Origin of the sequence: Algoriphagus marincola DSM 16067, assembly GCF_000429405.1 — a bacterium.
Lineage (GTDB): Bacteria > Bacteroidota > Bacteroidia > Cytophagales > Cyclobacteriaceae > Algoriphagus > Algoriphagus marincola.
The window spans coordinates 312956-336246 of sequence record NZ_AUBU01000002.1 but is presented as its reverse complement, the minus strand read 5'-3'; the positions used below and the strand labels follow the sequence as shown (position 1 = coordinate 336246).

16 protein-coding genes are annotated in these 23291 nt (G+C 42.9%); 13 read left to right on the top strand and 3 right to left on the bottom strand.

Annotated features, from left to right (window positions below; genetic code table 11):
- Positions 1-95: 95 nt before the first annotated feature.
- A complete protein-coding gene (locus G457_RS21035) occupies positions 96-599 on the bottom strand; it encodes a septal ring lytic transglycosylase RlpA family protein (protein WP_155847080.1) in 504 nt (167 codons plus the stop codon).
- A 533-nt stretch (positions 600-1132) separates the two neighbouring features.
- Between G457_RS21035 and G457_RS22180 the strand changes: the two genes are divergently transcribed.
- The 12 genes from G457_RS22180 (at position 1133) to G457_RS0104485 (ending at position 19823) form a co-directional block, all read left to right on the top strand.
- Positions 1133-6712 (top strand): MBG domain-containing protein, encoded by a 5580-nt coding sequence (locus G457_RS22180; RefSeq protein WP_051260702.1) that lies wholly within the window; start codon positions 1133-1135, stop codon positions 6710-6712.
- 4 nt (positions 6713-6716) lie between these two features.
- Entirely contained in the window at positions 6717-7211 is a 495-nt protein-coding gene (locus G457_RS0104545) for a hypothetical protein (RefSeq protein WP_035483132.1), read from the top strand.
- Positions 7211-7822: a hypothetical protein gene (locus tag G457_RS0104540; RefSeq protein ID WP_035483130.1), complete on the top strand. Its 612-nt coding sequence runs from the start codon at positions 7211-7213 to the stop codon at positions 7820-7822. Before G457_RS0104545 ends, G457_RS0104540 begins: the two co-directional genes overlap by 1 nt.
- Positions 7797-8333 carry a hypothetical protein gene (locus G457_RS0104535; protein ID WP_155847079.1) on the top strand — a complete coding sequence of 179 codons (537 nt, stop codon included), beginning with the start codon at positions 7797-7799 and terminating at the stop codon, positions 8331-8333. Before G457_RS0104540 ends, G457_RS0104535 begins: the two co-directional genes overlap by 26 nt.
- A gap of 754 nt (positions 8334-9087) precedes the next feature.
- Positions 9088-9663 (top strand): DUF4402 domain-containing protein, encoded by a 576-nt coding sequence (locus tag G457_RS0104525; RefSeq protein WP_026945405.1) that lies wholly within the window; start codon positions 9088-9090, stop codon positions 9661-9663.
- Between the two features lie 61 nt (positions 9664-9724).
- Positions 9725-10543, top strand: a complete 819-nt coding sequence (locus G457_RS0104520) for a fimbrial biogenesis chaperone (protein WP_026945404.1) — start codon at positions 9725-9727, stop codon at positions 10541-10543.
- Positions 10544-10594: 51 nt separating this feature from the next.
- Positions 10595-13258 (top strand): hypothetical protein, encoded by a 2664-nt coding sequence (locus G457_RS0104515; RefSeq protein ID WP_026945403.1) that lies wholly within the window; start codon positions 10595-10597, stop codon positions 13256-13258.
- 207 nt (positions 13259-13465) lie between these two features.
- The gene (locus tag G457_RS22500; protein WP_081701377.1) at positions 13466-13687 is read left to right on the top strand and encodes a YgaP family membrane protein; all 222 of its coding nucleotides are present in this window, start codon (positions 13466-13468) and stop codon (positions 13685-13687) included.
- A 258-nt stretch (positions 13688-13945) separates the two neighbouring features.
- Entirely contained in the window at positions 13946-15175 is a 1230-nt protein-coding gene (locus G457_RS0104500) for a metallophosphoesterase family protein (protein WP_026945401.1), read from the top strand.
- A complete protein-coding gene (locus tag G457_RS0104495) occupies positions 15172-18204 on the top strand; it encodes an AAA family ATPase (RefSeq protein WP_026945400.1) in 3033 nt (1010 codons plus the stop codon). The genes G457_RS0104500 and G457_RS0104495 overlap by 4 nt, the downstream gene beginning before the upstream one ends.
- A 106-nt stretch (positions 18205-18310) precedes the next feature.
- Positions 18311-18883, top strand: coding sequence for a hypothetical protein (locus G457_RS0104490; protein ID WP_026945399.1), 573 nt, complete (start codon positions 18311-18313; stop codon positions 18881-18883).
- A 115-nt stretch (positions 18884-18998) separates the two neighbouring features.
- Positions 18999-19823, top strand: a complete 825-nt coding sequence (locus G457_RS0104485) for a sterol desaturase family protein (RefSeq protein ID WP_026945398.1) — start codon at positions 18999-19001, stop codon at positions 19821-19823.
- Positions 19824-19828: 5 nt separating this feature from the next.
- Here the strand turns inward: G457_RS0104485 and G457_RS0104480 are convergent, their stop codons facing one another.
- Both G457_RS0104480 and G457_RS0104475 read right to left on the bottom strand, forming a co-directional pair.
- Entirely contained in the window at positions 19829-20917 is a 1089-nt protein-coding gene (locus G457_RS0104480) for a DegT/DnrJ/EryC1/StrS family aminotransferase (RefSeq protein ID WP_026945397.1), read from the bottom strand.
- Positions 20898-22187, bottom strand: a complete 1290-nt coding sequence (locus tag G457_RS0104475) for a glycosyltransferase family 4 protein (protein WP_026945396.1) — start codon at positions 22185-22187, stop codon at positions 20898-20900. Before G457_RS0104475 ends, G457_RS0104480 begins: the two co-directional genes overlap by 20 nt.
- 153 nt (positions 22188-22340) lie before the next feature.
- Between G457_RS0104475 and G457_RS0104470 the strand changes: the two genes are divergently transcribed.
- Positions 22341-23216, top strand: a complete 876-nt coding sequence (locus G457_RS0104470) for a bile acid:sodium symporter family protein (protein WP_026945395.1) — start codon at positions 22341-22343, stop codon at positions 23214-23216.
- Positions 23217-23291: the final 75 nt, after the last annotated feature.

Below are 23291 nucleotides of genomic sequence, written 5' to 3'. Positions count from 1 at the left end.
TGAAAACACCCTATTTAGCCGAAGTAAAAAGTCAATTTATATTGATTGAATATTTTTAGTTTCAAAACGATCCTATTTTTCAAAGAATCAACCCCTTACCAAATCGGCCAAGCCCAGGAAACCGGTCTTTTTCGAAATACTACAGCCTCCTCAAAATACCGAATCCGGAGTGTACCGGGCGCTTCCCCTTCGAATTGATCATACAATTCATTCATGGCGTCTATCGAAGTTACTTCAAGTTTGACCTGAGTGATTCCATCATCGAGCATTTGAAGTTGGGAGGCTGCATGCCTTGACAAATCAATGATCCTTCTGGAGGTTTTTGGTAGGCGGTCATTGATTCGCACCCATACCATATCACCGGTATCCAATCGGGTGACCTTCACCCGGGTACCAAATGGAAGATACTTATGCGCAGCCGTCAGACTGTCCACATGAAAGATCTCCCCGTTGGCGGTTTTCCGCAAATGAAAGCGCTTGCCATAAAAACTCGCCCATCCTGTCTGAATCTGTACAGAATCCGCTCCCTGAGCCCTGCTATCCCTGGGAAATCCAAAAATCAGAAGTAAAAGGAGCGGGAGTATAGATTTATTCATCATCAGATTCAGGTCAACAAGAATGCCAATTTCCTTCCAGCATAGATCTACCGATAATCAAATGGTTGAAGATAAAATATCCAAATATTGGTACTCAAATAAGCCTTTGGGAATATCTTCTTTGTTGTTTGTCCCTAGACGGTGGGAGAGTAAAGCAAGATGCTTCCGGATTAAGTTCCATTCAAGGCATTCAACTCTTCTCACTTTTTTTGCTTGAGATAAAATAGAAAATCATAAAAAATTTAGAGAAACTTATAACCCTATAAAAACCTAATCAAATATTAGAATAAGTCAATTTTCAATTAAAGAAAGAAAGAATTTATAACTTTTTAAACTTTAAATATTTTTGAATGAAAAGACACTTTTTTGAATTTCAAAACCATTAATAATATTTTGAAATACATTTTTTTGCGTTTCAAATATTAGCATGCATATTTGCGCACGATTAGACACCCATCTCTTCCCGGTAGCCCTAAACTGAATTTGTACAATTTTGTCCAAAGTACTAAACACGAATTTACCCTTGAAAAAAACCTATGATCTCTAGAATTTCCAAAAATATTCTTTCGAGGTTTTCAGCTCAAATGAAAGTCGTGGGGCTATGTTGGCTTTTGGCCTGCATAGGATATTTTAGCAATATTTCAGAGGTAAAGGCTCAGTTCCCGGTAATCGAATCCACCGCTACATTTCAGAATAATTCGAGACCGGATAATCATGATGTAGACTTACCAAATGGAATCCAAAATGGGGATTTGCTTTTGATGATTTTGAGACCACAACATAGTAGGTCAATCAGTATTCCCTCTGGATGGAGTCAATTAAGTACAAGAAACAGTAATGGTCGATCATATGTCATCTATCGAGAGGCTAATGGTAACGAAGGGACCAGCCAAAATATCAGGTTAAACGATGATGGACGACTTGCTGCAATTACCTACCGGATATCGAATTGGGAAGGTACTCCCGAGGCAGTTGTCGAAGATGACAACACTACCGATCCACCTTCTTTGACCACTTCTTGGTCGGCTAGCCCTACCTTGTTTCTAGCAGCGATCACCAACCGAATTAGTAACAACAGTGTCTCCGGAGCTCCAAATGGATTTTCAGATTTAATTAGCATTGCTAACCCAAATAATAATAACACCTCAAGAGTTCGAGTTTCTTCCGCAACTAAAAATTCTACAAATAGAACAGAAAACCCTGGTGAATTTTCCACATCTGGAACCTTCAATAGCCCTCACGCTTTTACCATCGCCATCAGGGGAAAGGCTGTAGAGAAAGTCTTAACGGTCACAGCCAATCCCATTACTAAAGTTTATGGGCAGTCCGACCCTGAATTAACCTACACCGTATCTGGATTTCAAGGCAGTGATAATTCCAGTATCCTTACCGGCACCTTATCTCGGACAGCCGGCAACAATGTGGGGACTTACAGCATCAATCAGGGTAGCTTAGCAGCACCGGATTACTCGATAGAATTTACAGGAGCAAATTTCTCCATCACTCCTAAGAATCTTACCATAACCCCTGATGCAGGCCAATTCAAACTTTTAGGTGAGGCAGACCCTAGCTCTTTCAGCTATCAAGCCTCTGGGTTTGCCTACGCTGATAATTCCTCCATTCTATTGGGCAACCTCTCACGGGATGCAGGTGAATCTGCCGGCTTCTATGAAATCAGGCAGGGCAGTCTAAGCAGTTCAAGTGGCAATTACACCATTGATTTTGTCTCGGGAATATTCTTTGAAATCCAGTCAAGGGTCTTAACAGTCACAGCTAATCCAATCACCAAGGTTTATGGGCAATCCGACCCAACCTTGACTTATTCGGTATCTGGTTTTCAAGGGAATGACAATGCAAGTATTATTACTGGCTCTTTATCTAGAGCTAATGGTCAAGACGTAGGTACCTACGCCATCAATCAAGGAAGTCTTGCTGCTCCAGGTTATACCATAGCCTTCACAGGAGCAAATTTGTCCATCACTCCTAAAAATCTTACCATAACCCCTGATGCAGGCCAATTCAAACTTTTAGGTGAGGCAGACCCTAGCTCTTTCAGCTATCAAGCATCTGGGTTTGCCTTTGCTGATGATCCCTCCATTCTCTCGGGCAACCTCTCACGGGATGCAGGTGAATCTGCTGGCTTATATGAAATCAGGCAGGGAAGCCTAAGCAGTTCCAGTGGCAATTACACCATTGATTTTGTCTCGGGAATATTCTTTGAAATCCAGTCAAACCCAACTCAATACCTAGTCACCGTTTCTTCTCAAAATCCAAAAAAAGGCAGCTCGATTACTATCACAGCTCAATTAGCAGATGTCAATGGGAATTCTGTATCAGAAGCGGGAAGATTAGTTTCCTGGTCCGAATTGAATGGAAACTCTGGCACATTCTCATCTTCCACATCCACTACAGACGGAGATGGAATTGCCACCATAGAATTTACTGTCGCTAATTCAGTAGGAGTTACAACTCAAATTACTGCTTCCGGATCAGGAGGACTATTCGGAACCTCCCCAGAAATCACTACGGTGGATGCCATTCCGACCCAACTGGTCTTTGTCCAAGACCCCTCAGGCAGTACGACAGAAGCGGGACAACCTTTTGCTCAACAGCCGATTATTGAAATTCTGGATGCAGATGGGAACCGGGTAGAAAGTGCTTCAGTCCTTGTTTCTTTAAGTTTGGAATCAGGATCTGGAGAGCTACGCGGGGAAATCGAACTTCAGGCAGTCAATGGTTTGGCGACTTTTTCGGGATTAAACATTGACTTGGTGGGAAATGATAAGGTGATTTTGGCAGAATCCGAGGGATTAACATCTACCTCCAGTGGGCAATTTGCTATCTCGGTAGGACCTGCTGCATTATTCACTCGCTATGCGGGAATCCAACAGGTGGCTCCCACAGGATTGGCGGTCACCACTCCTCCAGCAGTTAGGGTTCAGGATATTTTTGGGAATCCAATTTCAGGGGTTTCGGTAAGTTTTTCCGTCACTTCTGGTGGAGGCAATATTGAACCAACCACGGCAGTTTCTACGAATTTGGCAGGGATAGCCTCCTTGACTTCTTGGATTTTGGGTGAGTCTCCTGGCCAAAATACACTAACTGCAAGCTCTTCAGGTTTCACTTCTCTGACATTTACAGCCCTTGGCACCGAAGATGCAATACAAGAATTCAATACCAGTACCACTTGGACTGTGCCTCCGGGTGTGAACAGCATTATGGTCGAAGCTTGGGGCGGCGGTGGAGGCGGAGGCGGATCTGGTGCATTTTTCGGCACTGGTAGAGGTGGCGGAGGCGGAGGCGGAGCCTACTCTTCAGCCACCATTTCAGTCTCTCCGGGACAAACACTTAGCATCAATGTTGGTGTGGGTGGTATAGGAGGCGCTAATACTGATGGTCAAAATGGTGGTTTTTCTAGTATAGAAACCGGAGGCACCGAGCTAATGAGTGCCAATGGAGGAATAGGTGGCCAAGGAGCTGCTGGTGTTTTTGGAACATTTAATGGCAACGGTGGAAATGGAGGAAGTGGAGAAGGAAGTACTCCTGGAGGAAATGGGGGTAATGGAAATAATAATTTTGGAGGAAATGGGGGTGGAGATGGCGGAAGCGGCGGATCTGCGCAATCGAGTGGAAATGGAAATGATGGAAACTCCCCTGGAGGAGGTGGAGGAGGTTCAGTCAGTTCTGGATTTGGCTCAAATCAAGGCGGTAATGGAGGCTCAGGCAAAATCATTATCACTTACCCGAAGCCTGTCAACCAATTCCGTGCGGTAAGCTCCGGCAACTGGGAGGATGAAAATACCTGGGAGCAGCAGTTCTCGAATGGACAATTTGCAAAGATCAACTCCAAACCTGGGACAAACTCCATGGTGATGATTTCAGGAGAAAACACCAAGGTCAATGTCTCAGACAATCTTTCTATCTCAGGTTCAGTCAGCATAAACGGAAAAGGTGAACTGAGTCTAGCCTCCGGAAAATCCTTAAGCTTAAACTCAGGCTCAACGCTGACTGTAGGGAATGAAGGAATCCTTAGTCTCCCAGCCGAAGGCACTGTAAATGGAGCTGGAAATGTAACGATTAACAAAGGGGCAACCTTAGCTATTGCACATCCAGATGGAATAAGTCTTTCAGGAAATAATGGAGCAATTCAAAATACTGGAACCCGTACTTTCAGCAATGAAGCTAATTACATGTACAATGGGTCCGAAGCCCAATCGATAGGAAGCGGCTTACCATCAGTGGTCAACTCTCTGATGATTGACAATAGCTCGGTAGTCACACTGGATAGACCTTTAGAAGTTACATTGGATTTAGTCATGAATTCAGGTTCATTAGAACTCGAACAATCTCTGATAGTGGACTTGGGGATGACCCTAAATGGCTCTTCCCAAGTTCTGGTCAAAGAAGGGGTGTCTTTCACAGCTGATCTGCTGTCCAATCTGACTACCAATCAGAATTCCCGAATTGTATTAAAACCAGGAGCTAAATACAGTAATCTAGGAATCAGTGCCCCTACTATCGAAGTACAGCAACTTTTGACTGGGGTGAAAGGATGGAGAATGCTAGGTTCTCCTGTAAACGGAGCAACTTACCTCAATTTCTTGACTGGGCTGGAAAGCCAAGGCTTTACAGGAAGCTCCAACCCTAGCCTTCAGCCCAATGTACTTTGGTGGGACGAAACAGATGGTGGCACTACCCTGCAAGGATGGAGACAACCTTCCAATATAAGTGAGCAAGTTCCGAATGGAAGAGGCCACTATGTGTATGTCTTTGACGGAGGTTCCAAGGCTTCATCTGGCAATTACACCGATAATCTCCCCATAACCTTATCCGCTTTGGGGTCTGAGGTGAATTTGAACAATGGTGGATTTGATTTTGGAGTGACCTACACTCCACGCAATGAAGATTTCAAAGGCAATGTAGAGTCAGGGACCTACACGCAAGTGGAAAGCGCCGTGGAAGGCTTCAATTTACTTGCCAATCCAACAGCCAGTTTTATTGACTTTTTCAAAGAAAGCGGCTGGACTAAATCTGGAATCGATGAAACCATCTACATCTGGGATCAGAATTTCAACAATGGCCAGGGAGATTTTAGAGAAGTGACGGAAGATACCCCAGAGGCAAATCGGCTAATAGCTCCTTATCAGGCTTTTTGGGTAAGGGCAAGCCAAGAAAACCCAAGCCTGACACTTTCCAACGAAGCCAAGTCCTTTGCTTCAAGTATGTTCTATGGAAGAGTTATGAATGAAGTACCTACCACCACTACCTCTAAAATCAATCTTTCGATTCAGGGAGAGGAATTAAAAGCGAATGCCAGTCTGAGAATTTCCGATCAAGGAGAAGATGGCTTAGACCCTTGGGATGCATTCCAGCTGGAATCTCTCAACAGCACCTGGCTCAACCTCTACTCTTTAGGATCTCCCGATCACTTAGACCCATTGGTTATTAATCATTTAAGCTTGCCTGAGCAGGGCGAAAAATCAATCCCGCTTTACGTGGCAGCCGCCAAGAATGGTCAGCCTTTCTCAGGGAGCTACACATTAAATTGGGAATTACCGCTTGATTGGCCTTCTGATGTACAGGTGGTAATGATGGACCACATTTCCAAAACTGCTATTGACATGCGGGAGCTGCAATCTTATGAATTCAGCTTTGAGGCACCCACTTCTACCAATATGCGGATTCGAACAGAGGACGGGGAGATGAAACAACCACAAGCAGTGGTATTTTCGCATGAGATCAAAGACGGGGAAGGACAGAATTTCAGAACCAAAAGCGGTCAAATCACTCGTCCATTTACGATCATTATCGGCTACACAGGCGATGGAGCCAATCCAGAGTATCGTCCCGAAATACCAAAACTCTACAGCCCCTACCCTAATCCTTTTGTTGACCGTACGATGATCAAATTTTATCTTCCGGTAGAGGATGCTGCTGAAGTCAAAATTTACGATATGCAGGGGAGAGAAGTCGGAAGTTTCGAAAAGCAACTTTACCCAGCCGGAATTCACACTTTGGAATGGATGCCAAATGCAGTTCAATTACCAAAAGGAGTGTATCTAATTCATCTTCAAACGAGTAATCAATTGATGGTCCAAAAAGCAATTAAATTATAACTCAATGTCAAAAAAATTATTCCTGATTATGCTTTTTGGGTTTTTTGCGCTGCAAACTTATGCTCAATCGTCCTCTTTTTCCATCAAGGCTACAGCCGTGGTGATGGAAAATCTTCAGATGATCACGATTCGGGATATGGATTTGGTGAGTCCTCCTATAGTTGGAAATACCATTACGGTAAATCCGATCACGAGCACCTATGCTGGACTTTTTAAGATTTTGGGAAGTCCAAATGCCCGTGTTCAGATCAATTTTACCCCAAGAGAAACTTTAGTGGAGCAAAATGAAGGAATTGGAGTAGTCCAGGCAGTATATTCTATGAGTGCTGCTCCAGAAGATAATCAATCAGCCAGCTTTTTGCTGACTCAAGGAAATGCTGATGTCACTATTGGCCCGATGGGGGAGGTATTTATATGGCTTGGAGCGGAACTGGATATTTCCCAAGCTACTCAGGGGAATTATGTATCAGAATTTGTCATAGAATTTGAATACATGTGATGAAGAAGATTGCAATTTTGATTGGGCTTTTACTTTTATCGAATCTAGTGATCAGCGAGGCGATTGCTCAGCGGATCAATTTCTCAACTTGGACTGGAAGTGAGGACGTAAGCATTCGGTCAATTGGATCGGTGATTTCTTCCTTGAGATTCAATGAAAAGCAGCAGGTTCTTCTAGCAAACACACCCGCTATCGCAATAGCTAAAAATGACCCACAAGTTGCCATTTTTGAAATTGAAGCACCTTCTGAATTTGATATTACTGTAGAACTTCAGGCCCCTAACTTTCTGGCTAAAGAAGGCGATCCGGAAAATGGAACTATCCCTTTCGCCTTACAAATGTCATACAGCAATCAGGGACTACCCAATGAAATTGCCGCCCTCGGATCATCGATGGATGTACCCTTGGGTTTCACAAGCGTGACTTTTCCGGTTCATGCAGGAAGAAGAGGTGTACCCCTTCCTCCAAACCCAGAATTGTATGGAAATGCGCGACCAAAATCAACAGTCTACCTGTTTGTTTATGGCACTTTAGGCCCGATCGGACAGGTTAGTGCAGGAAATTATATCGGTGAAGTGTTAATTAATGTATATGTATCAGGTGGCGATTAAGGTATTCTTCTTAGTCTTGGGCATTGGCCTTGGTTCTTTACAAAAAGGATTCACTCAAAGTCAACCTGTCCGAATCAGTATTGAACTCCCAGCCGGGGTAGGCCTGAGCTCTAAGACTCCTTCTGCAACTAGCACAAAAGGAGGGAATTCTGGAACTTCCTCTTCTTCGGGAATTTCGGAATCTGAAAAGGTAGACTTTGCTTTGATTGCTGAAGACGGGACACTAATTCCACTCACCTGGATCCAAATGAGAAGCTTGGAAAACAGCCAATTTTTGATCGACCTTCGAGATGAAAAAGGTGTTCAAATTAAATTTCCTATTTACTTTTTGAATGATCAAACGGATGAACTTTCATCATCCAAAGCTTATGAAAGACTTCCAGCAATAATGCAATTCGATCGGTCTTCCCTACTAATTAGAAATAAAACACCCCGTCAAACTTCAGTTCGAGCTTGGTTGGGAATCCCGAGTCTGGTCCCTGGGACCACCTTGGTTTTGGAGTACTTTTGATCTGACTTCAAAAAGAGAAATTCAACTCCTCAAAACTCCTGGTAAAAGTAGAAGTATCGATTTTTTGACTTCACAATTTTTAGCTAAAGCTTGCAAATTTCCCATTCAATTGAAGTAGTAAAGTTTAGAAATCTGTCTTGTAAAAATTCTCTCAAAAGACTCACAGACAAGAGCAAAAAAAAGTCCGAAAACACCCTTTCCTGCCGCAGTTTTCGATTGCCTTAGCTGATTACTAATTACAGTATTTCTTGTTTGAATTCAATATGAATTCCATCAAAATAAAGGAGTTTACCATGAATCAATATTTTCTTTTTAGGCATTGATTCTTAAAAATTTATCATTTAAATAGAATTCTTTCTGATGAGTTAAAATTTCTTTTAAAAGAGCCCTGATTTTATAGATAAAAAATAAATTTTTTTCGAGTAAATTTAATATTAGTAAAATACAATTTTTATTAAATTATTGGTTAATTATTTTTATTTTTTATAATCCTACTTATTTATTTGAGAAATCCAAAAAACACGGTTTTTAATTTGAAATTATTTTTTATGTATTTCAAATACATTTATTTGGGTTTTAAATCATCTTTGCAGTATATTTGTAACAGTGAAAGTGATTTAAGGAACTCTTGATCAAAATTTAACTATTTCAAGATTACAAGAGGTCCTGAAAGTCAGTTTTCACTACCTAGGTAAAATCAAAATTGAAACACAAAAACAAACCTTAAACAATTAAAATCAAACAAGTACAAACCATGAAAAAACTAGTAAAAATTTTCGTTGTGGCGGCCTTCGCCATTGGATTCGGAGTAACAGCTCAGGCCCAAAACAGAGCTGCTGACATGAGTGCATCGGCTACTGTATTTGATGCTATTTCAGTAGAAAAAGCAACAGACTTAAACTTCGGTCAGGTGATGAAAGGTGCGAAAAAGTATATTTCCCCAGGAGGTACCGCATTTTCTTCAGATAACTCTGGTGTCTCTACTGCAGGCATCCAAGCAGGTTCTTTTAAAGTATTTGCCGGTGCTGGTTCTAGTGTGACACTTTCCTTCAATAACTTGACGGAATTAGCTAATGGGGATGCAAAAATGCCGATCATCTTTAATGAAGACCAAGGTGGTACTGCGGTGACTTCAATTGGCTATGGAACTGAAGCCTCCAGTTTGACTAAATTAAATGTCGCTACTTCAAATCCGATCACATTTCCTACATCCACTGTCGACGGAAAAAATGGCACCTATGTATATGTGGGAGCTACAGTAAATGCGGCTGCTGATCAAGAAAGTGGTTCTTATTCAGGCACTTTGACTTTGACTGCAACTTATAATTAATTCAAATCAACTGAATACCGGTAGAAAAGATTATTTCTACCGGTATTTCATTCAAAAATCAATGAAATCTCTCATCCTATCGATTCAATTTCTACTTGTCTTTGGCATTGTTCAAGCACAAGTTTCATTAGCTCCGACTACCGTATTTGCTGATGCAAATGGGATCGGTACTATGTACGTTTCTAATGGTTCGGATAAACCTCAAGAAGTTAATATCAGCTTTCTGTTTGGCTACCCCGGTAATGATGCTGAAGGAAATCTTTCGATGATCTATTCCGACAGTATCAGAGAAAATCAGTCTGGCTTAGGAGACCGAATTCGAACATTTCCGAGATCTTTTATTTTGGCTCCAGGTCAACAACAAGCAGTGCGCTTCCAAGTCCGTCCGGATAGAAACAGACCAGATGGAATGTATTTTACACGAGTCAAGGTAGCCTCCAATGAACAAACCGCTAGCGTAGAAGAAACTATCACCGAGGGCATCAGTACGCAGATTAGCTTAAGATTGGAACAAGTCATAGCCGTTTTTCAAAAAAATGGAGAAACCTCCACAGGATTGGAGTTCCAAGAACTGGCAGCAAGCAGAAAGGAAAATTTTATCAAGGTAGATTCTAAATTCACTGTATCGGGCAATTCCCCATATTTAGGAAGCCTGGAAGCGGTAGTGAAATCGAATTCAGGTGAAATAGTCGCAAGACATCAGCAGACGGTAGCCATGTATTTCGAAGGTTTTAGAAGTTATTCCATTCCACTTCCCGAGGAAATTACTCCGGGAGAATATGAAGTAGAGCTCCTATTCAAAACAGAGCGCTCTGACATCTCCAGTTCGGACTTGGTTCAGGCTCCTCCGATTAGCAAGAAACTGAGCATAACGCTCTAAATCAAGAAAATCCTTCTCCAAACATCCTAACAATCAGTCAAGGTGGACATAATGAATCCAGTTGTATTCTTCTGGAAGCGGGTTTTTTGTGCCCTTTCAATACTTGCTTTTTGCCTAGGTTCCATACCCGAACTGCAGGCTCAGCAAGAACCTGATGGAGAAGCCCTGTTGACTTTTTCCCACCCATCCATCGGACAATATTATGTAAATGCCGCCTTTTTTGAAGATGTAGCATTCTTACCACTCGGTGAATTCCTTAGCCTCACTGAGATTCCTTACGAACAAACAGATAATAAACTGGGGCTGCAAGGAGGTTATCCCAGCCCAGAAGAAATTTGGAAAATCGACCCTGTAGCAGGTTTCATTTGGATCAATGGAGTATCCGAACCCCTTCCTGCAGATAAGTTTTACCTGGGTGAACTCGACCTTTTTCTCCATCCAGAGTATTTCCAGCGAATATTTGGCATCGAGTTTACAGTAAATCCCTATGCCCTTTCTATGTCCCTCAAATCGGAGCGTCCACTTCCGATCGAAGAGAAAAGGAAACGGGAGGCTATCCGAAAAAAATTAATGGCAAGAGGAGGTTCTCAGGAAGATATTCCTATGGCCTTGCCTCGAGATCGGGCAATTTTAGGTTTGGGTATGCTGGACTATGCTGTCAATTTTGATCAATCCTCCGAAAATACAGCTACCTCCTTTCAGCTCAGAGCCGGTGGCGAGTTTTTAGGTGGGGATATTCAGGGAGCCTACACCGGTTCTGTAGGTGCAGAGGGCTTGAGCAGCCAATTCTCGGGATTGCGCTGGCGATATGTATTGCCGGGAGGATTAGAGCCCAACAAAAACGTCCTGCTGAGTAGCATCACCCTAGGTCAAATCAACACAACCAGTCTGACAGACGCCGTTTCTTTGACGGGCTTTTCACTGACAAACAATCCTGTAATTCCCCGGCAAGAGCTGGATGTCTATGTGATCGATGGCTACACCGAAAGAGATTCTGAGGTAGAGTTATTGATCGGGGGGCAATTAGTAGACTTTATGAGGGCCGATGACGTCGGCTACTATCGATTTAATGCCCCGGTGACCTATGGCACGGTCCGTTTAACGCTGAGAATCTACACTCCTCAGGGAGAAGTGATCGTTCAGGATCGTCAATTGCAGATCCCTTTTTCCTTCCTGCCCAAGGGGTTTTTGGCTTACAATATTCAAGGAGGTCGGCTTCAAAATGCAGCAGACTCCCTTCCGTCCGATCTTGTGGGGCATGCGGACCTTGCATTTGGATTGAGCAAGTCAACGACAATACGTGCAGGCATAAATTATGGGGACTACTTTGGCATAAGTAGACAGAATACTTCCTTTGGGTTGTCTACCCGTTTGTTTCAGCAATACCTCTTCAACGTAGATTATTTGCCCGAGCGCTACTATCGAGCCAATGCGAGTGTTTTTTATGCTAATAACATCAACATCAGTACGCAGGCCACCGAATATCTGACTCTTCCAAATGAAGAGAATGCGAGTAGCCAGCCGATCCGTGATGCCAATCTGAACGTCTTTATTCCATTTAAGCTTTTTGGGAGATTTTCGGGGATTCGATTCGGTGGAGAAAAGCAATGGCTAATGGATGGATACAAGGGAAATCTCCAGGCCGATTTTAATATGCAAATAGGAAAACTTGCCGGGCGCTTTAATTATCGGGCACAGCTATTGGGCCAAGGAAGTGGTGATGACCTTTCTTCCGAATTCGCTCCTGGTATTTTGACAGGCTCTTTCACTTACTCTCTTCCACGAAGCCCCAGTTTACCGGTATTTGTGAAAGGGATGTTTATCCGATCTCAAGTCAGGTACCATACTGCCTCCTCCCAATTGTCTAATCTGAATATCCAAGTTTCACAAACGCTATTTAAACTGGGACGTCTAACCATGGCGTATGATCGGGACTTGATCAATGGTTCAGGTCAGTTTCAGATTGGCTTTTTGTATGATTTTAACTTCTTCAGATCTTCAACCCAATTTTCTACACGAAAACAAGGGTATTCCGCTCGACAAAGCATCAGTGGATCCATCGGAATAGATCCAGTAGCTGGAGCCCTATTACCTTCCAATCGAGATCAAGTGTCTAGGTCAGGAGTATCTGTGCGGATGTTCATTGATGAAAATGAAAATGGGAAGTTTGATAAAGGAGAGGAAATAGTCCCTGCAAAAGCGGTGCGTCTAGATAAATCCGGAAATATGCTATTAGGATCTGATGGCGTACTGAGAATCACCCAATTGCAGAGTTATTGGACTTATGCACTGGAAATTGATACGCAGTCCTTACCCGATCCTACCTTGGCACCTAAAGAAAAGAAATTTGGCTTCGTAGCTGAACCGAACCGATTCAAGGTAATCGATATTCCGCTTTACCGAACAGGGATCATAGAAGGGGCAGTGCTTATGAAGCAAAAGTCCGGAGAACAAGGAATAGGCGGACTTAGATTGCTACTTACCAAAAAAGGAACAGGTGAACTTATAGAAACCCTTCGGACTTTTGCCGATGGATCCTATTACGCATTTGGTTTACTCCCAGGGAATTACCAGTTGGAGATAGATCCTAAACAGCTGGAGTTTTTGAATGCCAATGTGGATCAAAGTACCATCGAATTTGAAATCAAACCGCTGATAGATGGAGACTATTTAGAAAATCTGAATTTCACTCTTTCGAAGATCGAAGAAGAGTAGGCTTTGAAGACTCAATTAGTTTACCCTTAAGGCAATAAAATTGAACCTATTATGAACAAATGCATTCAAGATCAAGTTGATTTTGGGCGGTTTATATCTTGTGAGAGTAAAAAATCTATTGACTTTCGCTATTTTGTTGACAAATCGCAATCATTTAAATTTACATTTAAGCGAAACCCAATAATCTTATAATCACTAAAGTAAGCCATGAGAATTTTAGACAAGAATATGGGATCACTTGATATTGGGATAAGAATAATTCTCGCTGCGGTATTATTCACGCTATTTTTCACCAATACAGTTACCGGAACAATAGGTTTTATTGATTTGGGCGTAGCCATATTATTCACAGTTACTTCCTTTGTCGGATTTTGTCCTCTATATAAAGTTTTCGGATTTAAAACCTGTCCGAACAAGAGGCTAAAGTAAATTTCCTGAAAAAGAGACTCGAAGGCTCGATGGGATGAACCCTTTTATCGATTCATTTTTACCAAAATTCCTGAGGTAAAACCATACCCAAACAGCCAGAAAATCAGCATCAATATAAATGTGAGCAGGATTTGATTCATTGGCAGTCCCGTGTGAACAAAAATGCCAATTTCTGTCCAATTTAGTTTTTCCTTTGGAGGATCTCCCTCCATCAGGTATCTTGGATTAAGATTTTAAATTCAAGTTTTTTCATTCCAAATGCTCAAAATCCTTCATACTGCAGACTGGCACCTTGGCAAGCGCCTACAGGAATTTCCCAGAATCGAAGAGCAAAAGCACGTTCTGGATGAAATCTGCCAGATTGCCGATGAACAGGAGGCTGACCTTGTCCTGTTGGCGGGTGATATCTTCGATAGTTTCAATCCGGCACACGAAGCCGTGGAATTGCTCTACAAAACGCTCCGCAGACTATCCAAAAATGGAAATCGTCCCATCATCGCCATCTCTGGCAATCATGACAGTTCCCAATTTGTCGAAGCACCTGATCCCCTTGCTCGGGAAATGGGCATCTTTTTTTATTCCCGCTATGACAGTCTTATTCCCAGTGGAACACTGGACTCAGGAGTTAAAATTCTACGGACAGACCGAGGTTTTATGGAATTAAAGCTTCCAAAAATTAACTTTCCTATTCGGTTGATTTTGGCTCCATATGCGCATGAGGTCAGCTTACGCACCTATCTAGGAGAGGAAAACCGGGAGGAAGAATTTCGGAATCTCCTTGCTGATAAATGGAAAAACCTCGCTGATCAATACTGTGATTCCAATGGAGTGAATGCCTTTGTCGGACATTTCTTTTTTGCCAAAAAAGGAGCTCTGCTGGAAGCCGAACCTGAGTCAGAGCGCCCAATCCTACATGTGGGTGGTACACAGGCACTTTTTACAGAGAATCTCCCCGCACAAATTCAATACGCAGCGCTAGGACACCTGCATCGCTACCATGCGGTGGATAAAAATCCTTGTCCTGTCGTCTACTCCAGCAGTCCGCTGGCATATTCCTTTTCGGAAGCAGACCAGGAAAAGCAGGTAGTCATCGTCAGCTTAGAGCCTGGAAAAGCCGCTGAATACAAGCCGATTCCCCTAAAATCAGGGAGACCCCTTTACCGAAAAACCTTTGATAATCTGCCTGATACTTTGGATTGGCTGGAAAAACACCCTTATTGTTTTGTTGAGTTGACCTATCAAACCGAGCACTCGATCAATGCCAGTACTCGCAAAGCAATTAATCAGGCGCATGACGGTATCGTCAATCTGATTCCCCAAATCAATAACCCTCAAGGGCAAAAATCGCTCAGCCTGAAAGCTGAAGATCTCGAAAAAGACATGCTCAGCCTTTTCAAGCTTTATTTTCAGAGCGAACGTGGACAAGAACCGAATGAAGAGCTCCTCGAAATTTTCAAAGAAGTAATCAGTCAAGATTCCAACGCATGATTCCTGTACAGTTAGAAATTCAAGGTCTCTACTCCTACCGCGAAAATCAGACGATCAATTTCGATCCCCTGACAGCCGCTGGCCTTTTTGGTATTTTCGGAGCCGTGGGAAGCGGAAAGTCCTCTATCCTGGAGGCTATTTTGTTGGCGCTCTATGGCAGCACCGAACGTCTCTCTGATCGGGGTGAAAAAAACTCCATGCTCAACCTGCAGAGCGATCAGATGCTGATTCGATTTATCTTTCGCTCTGGAAAAAACAATACCCAAACCTTTCTCGCTCGCTATGAAGCCAAGCGCAATAAAAAAGATCCCGAACGGGTAGATCCGGCTTCTCATATTTTCTATCAGCAATCAGGTTCAGATTGGGAAGCGATCGATACTAAAGCTGAGGAAATCATTGGGATGAAAAAGGAGCATTTCAAGCAGACAGTAATCATTCCTCAGGGGAAATTCCGGGAATTTATCGATCTCACTCCGGGTCCACGGGCAGAGATGATGAAGGAGCTCTTTGGCTTGGAGCGCTTTGACTTGTCAGGTAAAACGGGTCATCTTCTTCGTGCTGTAAAAGATGAAAAAATCCGATTAGAAACTCGATTACAAAGCCTGGAAGCTTATTCCGAGGAAGGGGTAAAAGAGATTCAAACCCAATTGGAAGCGACTCAGAAAAGTTGGGAGAAAAGTCTGTCCGAGTTGGAAAAGCTAGAGAAAATCCTGAAAACCCAAGAAAACCTTCAGGAAAAACATGAAGCTTGGCAGCAAAACCAAAAGTCTTTGGCTGAGCTCAAAGCACAGAAACCTCAGATTGAAGAAAAGCGACAAATTCACAGGGATTTTATCACCGCAAAAACCTACCTGAGACCTGTTTGGAATCAGCTACAAGAGCTTCAAAAAGATGTCGAAAAATACCGGGTAAGCATTACGGACGCAGAGCGATTCGCAGTAGAATTTGAAAAGGAAATTGATCGACTACAGCAGGAGGAAACTGCCCTTCGGCAAAAGAATCAGGACAGACCCAAGCGGGAAGGAAAGATCCGCGACCTCAAGAAAGTCTTGGAAATTCAGGAACTGGACTCCAAGTTTCAGCTTGCCAAAAATGAACTGGATCAAATCCTTCCTGCTATTCAGACATTTCAGGCAAAGCGAAAAGATCTGGAAAGGGAAATTCTGGAAAAAGAAATACACCTACAGTCCGAATCAAGTACGGATGTCAATCAGCTAGCCGAATTAAAAAATCAATTGAGTTCCTGGAAGGATCTTTTGGAGCAGTTGGCACAAAAGGAAAGGCTCATTTCCCAATTTGAAAAGGAAAGCAAGAATGTAGAAAACACACTGGAGAAATTGCGGCATAGCATTCCGAGCGAATTTAAGACACTCGATCAGTGGCAACAAGCGCAAAAAGAAGTGATCAATAGCTGGGATGAAAAACGGGAAAATTTACTTCGCAAATCCGGACTTCACAGCCATGCCCACTTGCTGGAGGATGGAGAACCCTGCCCGCTTTGCGGTTCCTTAGAGCATCCCAATCCTTTGGAAAAATCGGCTGCTGACCGAAGCTTACGCGAAATCGAGCAAAAGATCGGTCAAGAAAAAGAGGAGCTGGAGAAAATCCTACTCATTCGGCAGCAGCTCAAAGAGCAAGAGATCTATCAGCAAACACATGGTGAAAACCTGAAAAGAAACCGTTCAGAAAAATCACTTCTAACAGAGAAACTTGAAAATTTGACTTCAAAGCTTACTGCCCAATCCATCCACCAAGTCGAAGAATTGGAGGCTTTCATCGAAAAGCTGGAAAATCAGAGCCGTTTGCGGGAGCAAAACCTTAAGCAGCTTCAAATCCTCAGAAAAGAGTTGGATCAAGCTCAGAAGCAGCTGGACAATTCGCGGGAAAACCTCCAAAAAGCCCAACTGAAAAAGGAAAGCACACTCACAGCAATCCAATCCAAAAGAGAGGAAATCAAGGACCCTGAATTTTGCAAAGGATTTTTCTCCAAATCCCCTGAGAGGGTACAGGAGACGATCCAAAAAGTAGAACGAGATATTGAGATCGCAGCTGAGGAACTCGAAAGCAAGCAAAAATACCTACAGGAAGTCCGAACCAAGGCCACGACCAACCTTGCGGACCTGAAGAATTTCAAAGCGACACTTGCATCTGTGACTTCGAAAAATGAAAATCTAAGTGCAGAATTTGATCAACTGAAAGTGGAACATGGGTTTCAGGATGAAGAGAAATTGATCGAACTATTCGAGCATTCACTCGATGCAGAAAAGACCGCAAAGGAAATTCAGAATTTTGATCAGCAATTGGCATTGGTAAAAAGTAAAATTGAAGAATTGGAGCAGGATCAATCGGTCGTTACTTTCGATCAAGCTGCATTTGAACAGTTGCAGAACGACTTAAGTCTTTCCAAAAATGAGTCAAGGGAGATTCAGAATCGCTTGACACTACTTCAGGAAGAGCTTAAAAACACCAACCAAAAACTGGAAGAGAAAAAAGAGCAGGAGAAGCTTCTAGTCGATGTAGAAAAGCGGGAAACTTACCTTCGCGAACTGGAAAAACTCTTCAAAGGAAGCGGCTTTGTCAAATACGTGAGCTCGATCTATCTCCGTGAACTTTGCCATACGGCCAATCAGCGATTTATGAAGCTCAGTAAAAACAGCCTGGCATTGGAGATTGATTCGGATAACACCTTTTGGGTGATCGATTATCTCAATGGAGGCAAAAAACGACTGCTAAAAACGCTTTCCGGAGGTCAGACTTTTCAGGCTTCCCTCTGTTTGGCTTTGGCTTTAGCTGAAAAAGTCAAAGCCCTCAATCAGGCAGATCAAAGTTTCTTCTTTTTGGATGAAGGATTTGGAGCTCTGGATCGAAATTCCCTCCGTGTTGTCTTCGAAACTCTCAAGTCCCTTCGCCACGAAAACCGAATCGTCGGAATCATCAGTCATGTGGAAGAATTACAGCAGGAGATTGGGGTCTTCGCTCAAGTCGAGCTAGACCCTGAGGTAGGTTCGCAGGTGAGTTATTCTTTTTGATGTGTGGATTATCATGGCGATCAGGCGCGGTAGAGAAGTCGCAGTGACGGGGTAAGACTCTTCCAATTTTTCCTTAAATTGATATCACCATCAAAATCTAATCCTCATGAGAACCCTAATCAGCATTTTCGTTTTATCGCTAAGCTTTTCAGCTTTCTCCCAAAATACACCGAGCAAAGACATTCAAATCAAACTGGCCCTTTTGGCTGCTCCTGAAGATCAGCGAAGCGAAGCCACTGTCTATGCCTATGATGGAACGCTCTTGAGAAAAGGAAGCAATCACACGATTTGCCTCGGAGACGACCCAAACCGGGAGGGGCTAAGCGTTTCATCTTACCATATCAGCGCACAGCCATTTATGGAGCGTGGATGGGCGCTTCGAAAGGAGGGAAAAGGTTTTCAAGAAGTCTTTGACACCCGAGAGGCTGAGGCAAAAGCAGGAAAGCTGCAACTACCCGATCAGGGCTCCGTACTTCATGCGCTGACAGCTGATGAGGCTGATGTCAATTGGGCAACCGGAGAGGCGCAAAATACTTATACGCGATCTGTGGTCTATATTCCTTGGGCTACTGCGGAAAGTACAGGTCTCCCACTGAAGCCCGCAGGTCCAGGGCTGCCTTGGATCATGGACCCTGGTACCCACAGAGCTCATATTATGATCAATCCTCCAAGGAATTAGTTTTTTTCGATTCTGAATTTTCAAAGAAAAATTCAGAAGAAAAGTATATTCAGTAGCCGTATATTAAACAAAGCATCGGAATTTGATTTTATATTAGCAGAAGAACAATTGAATTATGGAACAGTACATCTCCTTTTTCGAAGATTTGCCTGCGCTTTACAAACTCACTTGGGTAGTTGCCTGCTTGGGCTTGGTTTGGACACTTGAACTGGTCATTCCACTTGTCAGGCATCAATACGACAAGCTTAAACATGATGGTGTGAATTTGGTATTCCTGAGCATGTCCATGGTCATCAATGTCTTGGTTGGTATTGCTACCGTAGGTGTTTTTTATTGGATCAGTACTTCGAAAGTCGGGATTTTACAGTGGGTTGAATTGCCATTTTGGGCCGAACTGCTGATTGCAGTGATGGCCTTGGACTTTATCGCTCAATATGTAGCTCATTACATGCTTCATCGAGTGGCTTGGATGTGGAAGTTTCATTTGGTACATCATAGTGATACGAAAGTAGATGCCACCACAGGTACCAGACATCATCCGGGCGATTACTTTATCCGGGAACTCTTTTCGATTGCGACAGTGATCGTTTTTGGCATTCCAGTTGCCTTTTATGTTTTCTATCGCATTTGTACAGTATTTTTCACTTACATCACCCATGCAAATATTGAACTACCCCGATGGATTGATAGACCGCTGAGTTTCATTTTTGTCACCCCCAACGTGCACAAATTTCACCATCACTTTGAGCGGCCTTGGACAGATACCAATTTTGGAAATATTTTCTCGATTTGGGATCGGCTATTCGGAACTTTTGTATACGATGACACCAAAAAAATCCAGTATGGAGTCGACGTGACTGACCCGCTTAGAGATGAAGATTTACGCTACCAATTGGGTTTACCACTGAACAAATCGATCAAAACAGACAAGGATTTGTAGTCAGTTCATATTCTAAAAAAATCCACAATATAATCAGCAACATAATTCACTTCATCCTTGGTAATCCATGGATTCAAGGGTAGAGACAAGCCTTGTTCAGTGAGCTTTCTGGCGTTAGGAAAATCTCCATGTGATCGATATGGCTCCATATCTGGGATAATTTTTGGGTAATGGATCGCAGTTCCGATTCCTTTTTCTTTCAAAAAGTTTCTAAGCTCATCCCGTTGGTTAGTCTCCACGACAAAAAGATGAGCGTTATGATCGTCAGCAAGAATATCCTCAGGCAGACCAAGTTTTGGGAGTCCACCCAATTTTTCCAGATAGACTTTGGCCAAGTCCTTTCGTCTCTTTTGAAATACATCAAATCTCCCCAAAAACAAATTCAGAAAAGCAGCCTGAATCGTATCTATTCGACTATTGCGACCGACAGAAACATGCTCATCCCGGCTGACTTGACCATGATTGATTAAAATCTGGATTTTTTTGGCGATTTCTTCATCTTGAGTCAAGCACATGCCTGCTTCCCCCAATGCTCCTAGATTTTTGGTAGGGTAAAAGCTAAGACAGCCGATATCAGCCCAAGTCCCTGCTGCTTTTCCATTTCTTGTCGTCCCAAAAGCCTGAGCAGCATCCTCAATGACAGCAATTTTCGAGGCCTTGGCTGCTTCACAAATCGACTCCATATCTGCCATTCGTCCATACAGGTGAACGGGAATCACTGCTTTGGTTTGTTTGCTAATAGCTTTCACCCAATCCGCCCGCAAAAGCCCTTTCTCATCCGTATCCCAAAAAATCGGCTTCGCTCCTACTATCCTGACAACCTCGGCTGTACTGACCCAAGTGAGTGCCGGTACTATAACTTCATCCCCAGGTCCAATTTGAAGAGCCCGAAGAGCCAGTTCCAAAGCATCCGTCCCATTGGCACAGGCAATCGCATTTCTTATTTTTAGCTGGTTTTGAATCGATCTTTCGAATAAATCCACCTCTTCTCCCCCAGAAAAAACCCCCTTGTCCAATAAAGCAGCGAATTTCTGCTTCAACTCCTCTTTGAGTTCAGAATCAATCCTGCTTAGGTCAAGAAAGGGTACTTTCATCGAGTATTTTAGCTAGTTGTTTACTTAGATTTTTTCTGGAAAAATGAATAATCTTCTCAGGATTTGAACGTGAAAACTTACCGCTACTTAAAGCATTTAGGCTAGATCGGATCCCTTGCCTATCTTCCGCCGCAACTACCTTTCCACCCTTGGATTCCTTTAATATTTTAGCCGTATCACCCCCCGGATCACCCAAAGCCAATATCGGAATACCTGTCGAAAGGTATTCAAACAACTTCCCGGGGATATTTCCTTTGGCATTTTTAGTGGTGGTGAGAATCAAGACAAGCGCATCAGCCTGCGCGTAGTAGTCAAAAACCTCCGAATGGCTAACATAGCCGGGGAAATGAACATGGACACTCAACCAATAGTCATTATTTACAAATTCCCTTACCTGCTCACTGACTTTTCCAACGAAGGTAAATTTGACATTTTGTTCAGCCTGAGAAAACTCATCCCTTAAGGCATTCAAAATAGGTCTCGGATCTCGAATAGAGTCGATGACTCCAGTGTACACCAAGTGCAACTCGCCGGCATGAAATTTTTTGGGCTTAAAATCAGCGGGTAGATCATCCGGATCAAACCCATTCGTAAGCAAATCAATCTTCCTCCCTGCTATACGCTCTAAATCTGCTTGAAAGCTGGGAGAAATAGTCAAAACATGATCTGCTTGAGTCAACACTTCTTTTTCCAACTTTTGATGTTTTCTCCTCACCGTCGAAGTCATGGGAAGGGTATCCAAAAACTCCCATTCAGACCAAGGATCTCGAAAATCAGCCAACCAAAAAACTCCTGTTTTTTCCTTTAGCTGCTTCCCTATCAAATGCATGGAATGAGGAGGACCCGTCGTGATAATGGCCTGATAATGGCCTGACTGTACCGCTTCAAGAAGAAACTTTACTGAGGGTTTGATCCAAAATTTCCGCGGATCGGGAACCAGTAAATTTGCACGTACCCAAATGGCCATTTTTTCCAAAAGACTATGTTCCTTTTGCTCTTGGATTCTTGCTGGATGTGACTTCTTTTTACCTCTTAGTTTTGTCAAAAGGGAGTATGGTTCCCAAATCGGAAACTTAATTACTTCCAGATCCTTAGAAATCTCCCTCTCCAAACTTGCATCTTGAATATCAAAATCCGGATTTTCCGGGGTAAAAATGACCGGTTCCCAATCAAATTCGGGCAGGTATTTGGCAAACTTCAGCCAACGCTGTACGCCAGAACCTCCACTCGGTGGCCAATAATAGGTGATGATGAGAACCCGTTTTTTCATTCCTCTACAAAGTAGTAGCTAGCAGTGAGAAAGTGCAAGTTTGCTGAAAAGATTCTTACTTGGGTGAAAACTGATAGGAAAATTGGCAGTGAGATAAAAATTTCAGAACCGTGCTTTTCTTCCTATATTTTCCCAGCCTAAAACCTTGACAACATGGAAGGAAACATATTGACTGAAGTTTTTCTACCCCTGACTCTTGCAGTCATCATGCTTGGGATGGGGCTCAGCCTGACTGTTACAGATTTCAAAAGGATTTTTATTTATCCAAAAGCCGTGACTTTAGGGCTGATCAATCAATTGGTAATCCTACCCTTGATCGCTTTCTCATTGGCAATATTTTTTGATTTGAACCCGGGCCTTGCAGTGGGCTTGATGATTTTGGCAGCTTGCCCAGGTGGCCCCACATCCAATCTGATTTCCCATTTGGCAAATGGTGATACGGCACTCTCGATTACTCTTACCGCCTTTTCTTCCCTGATTACGGTGATTACCATCCCTTTTATCGTGAATTTCTCAATCTCCTATTTTATTCCTGGTGGAGAACAGCCCCCGCTGAATATATTCGGTACGGTGATTTCAGTATTGGCAATTACCATTATTCCGGTTGCGATCGGCATGTTGATTTTCAAAAAATCACCTCAGCTTGCACGAAAAATGGATAGACCTTTTCGGATCTTTTCCGCAGTTTTTTTCGTGGTGATCATTCTTGCAGCCATTCTGAAAGAGCGAGAAAACATAGTAGACTATTTCAGTCAAATTGGTCCGGTTGCGCTCGGCTTGAATGTTTTAACCTTAGCTTTTGGCTTTTTCTCAGCAAAGGCCTTGGGACTTGTGGCAAAACAAGCTCGGACTATTTCCATCGAATCAGGTATCCAAAATGGCACCTTGGGAATCACCATAGCCGCTACCCTAATAGGTAATTCGGAAATGACCATCCCTTCTGCTGTATACAGCTTGATTATGTTTGGAACGGCAGGCGTTTTGATTTTCATTGGGGGCAACAAAAAAGCGACTACAACAACGGGATAGTATCAGAGCACCCTTTTAAAAACAAAAAAGGGAAGATTTCTCCTCCCTTTTTTGAGCTTTATTTCAGTCGCACAT

Coding starts and splice junctions, on each gene's coding strand:
- G457_RS21035 (WP_155847080.1), bottom strand. CDS start 599: ATGATGAATAAATCTATACTCCCGCTCCTTTTACTTCTGATTTTTGGA.
- G457_RS22180 (WP_051260702.1), top strand. CDS start 1,133: ATGATCTCTAGAATTTCCAAAAATATTCTTTCGAGGTTTTCAGCTCAA.
- G457_RS0104545 (WP_035483132.1), top strand. CDS start 6,717: ATGTCAAAAAAATTATTCCTGATTATGCTTTTTGGGTTTTTTGCGCTG.
- G457_RS0104540 (WP_035483130.1), top strand. CDS start 7,211: ATGAAGAAGATTGCAATTTTGATTGGGCTTTTACTTTTATCGAATCTA.
- G457_RS0104535 (WP_155847079.1), top strand. CDS start 7,797: ATGTATATGTATCAGGTGGCGATTAAGGTATTCTTCTTAGTCTTGGGC.
- G457_RS0104525 (WP_026945405.1), top strand. CDS start 9,088: ATGAAAAAACTAGTAAAAATTTTCGTTGTGGCGGCCTTCGCCATTGGA.
- G457_RS0104520 (WP_026945404.1), top strand. CDS start 9,725: ATGAAATCTCTCATCCTATCGATTCAATTTCTACTTGTCTTTGGCATT.
- G457_RS0104515 (WP_026945403.1), top strand. CDS start 10,595: ATGAATCCAGTTGTATTCTTCTGGAAGCGGGTTTTTTGTGCCCTTTCA.
- G457_RS22500 (WP_081701377.1), top strand. CDS start 13,466: ATGAGAATTTTAGACAAGAATATGGGATCACTTGATATTGGGATAAGA.
- G457_RS0104500 (WP_026945401.1), top strand. CDS start 13,946: ATGCTCAAAATCCTTCATACTGCAGACTGGCACCTTGGCAAGCGCCTA.
- G457_RS0104495 (WP_026945400.1), top strand. CDS start 15,172: ATGATTCCTGTACAGTTAGAAATTCAAGGTCTCTACTCCTACCGCGAA.
- G457_RS0104490 (WP_026945399.1), top strand. CDS start 18,311: ATGAGAACCCTAATCAGCATTTTCGTTTTATCGCTAAGCTTTTCAGCT.
- G457_RS0104485 (WP_026945398.1), top strand. CDS start 18,999: ATGGAACAGTACATCTCCTTTTTCGAAGATTTGCCTGCGCTTTACAAA.
- G457_RS0104480 (WP_026945397.1), bottom strand. CDS start 20,917: ATGAAAGTACCCTTTCTTGACCTAAGCAGGATTGATTCTGAACTCAAA.
- G457_RS0104475 (WP_026945396.1), bottom strand. CDS start 22,187: ATGAAAAAACGGGTTCTCATCATCACCTATTATTGGCCACCGAGTGGA.
- G457_RS0104470 (WP_026945395.1), top strand. CDS start 22,341: ATGGAAGGAAACATATTGACTGAAGTTTTTCTACCCCTGACTCTTGCA.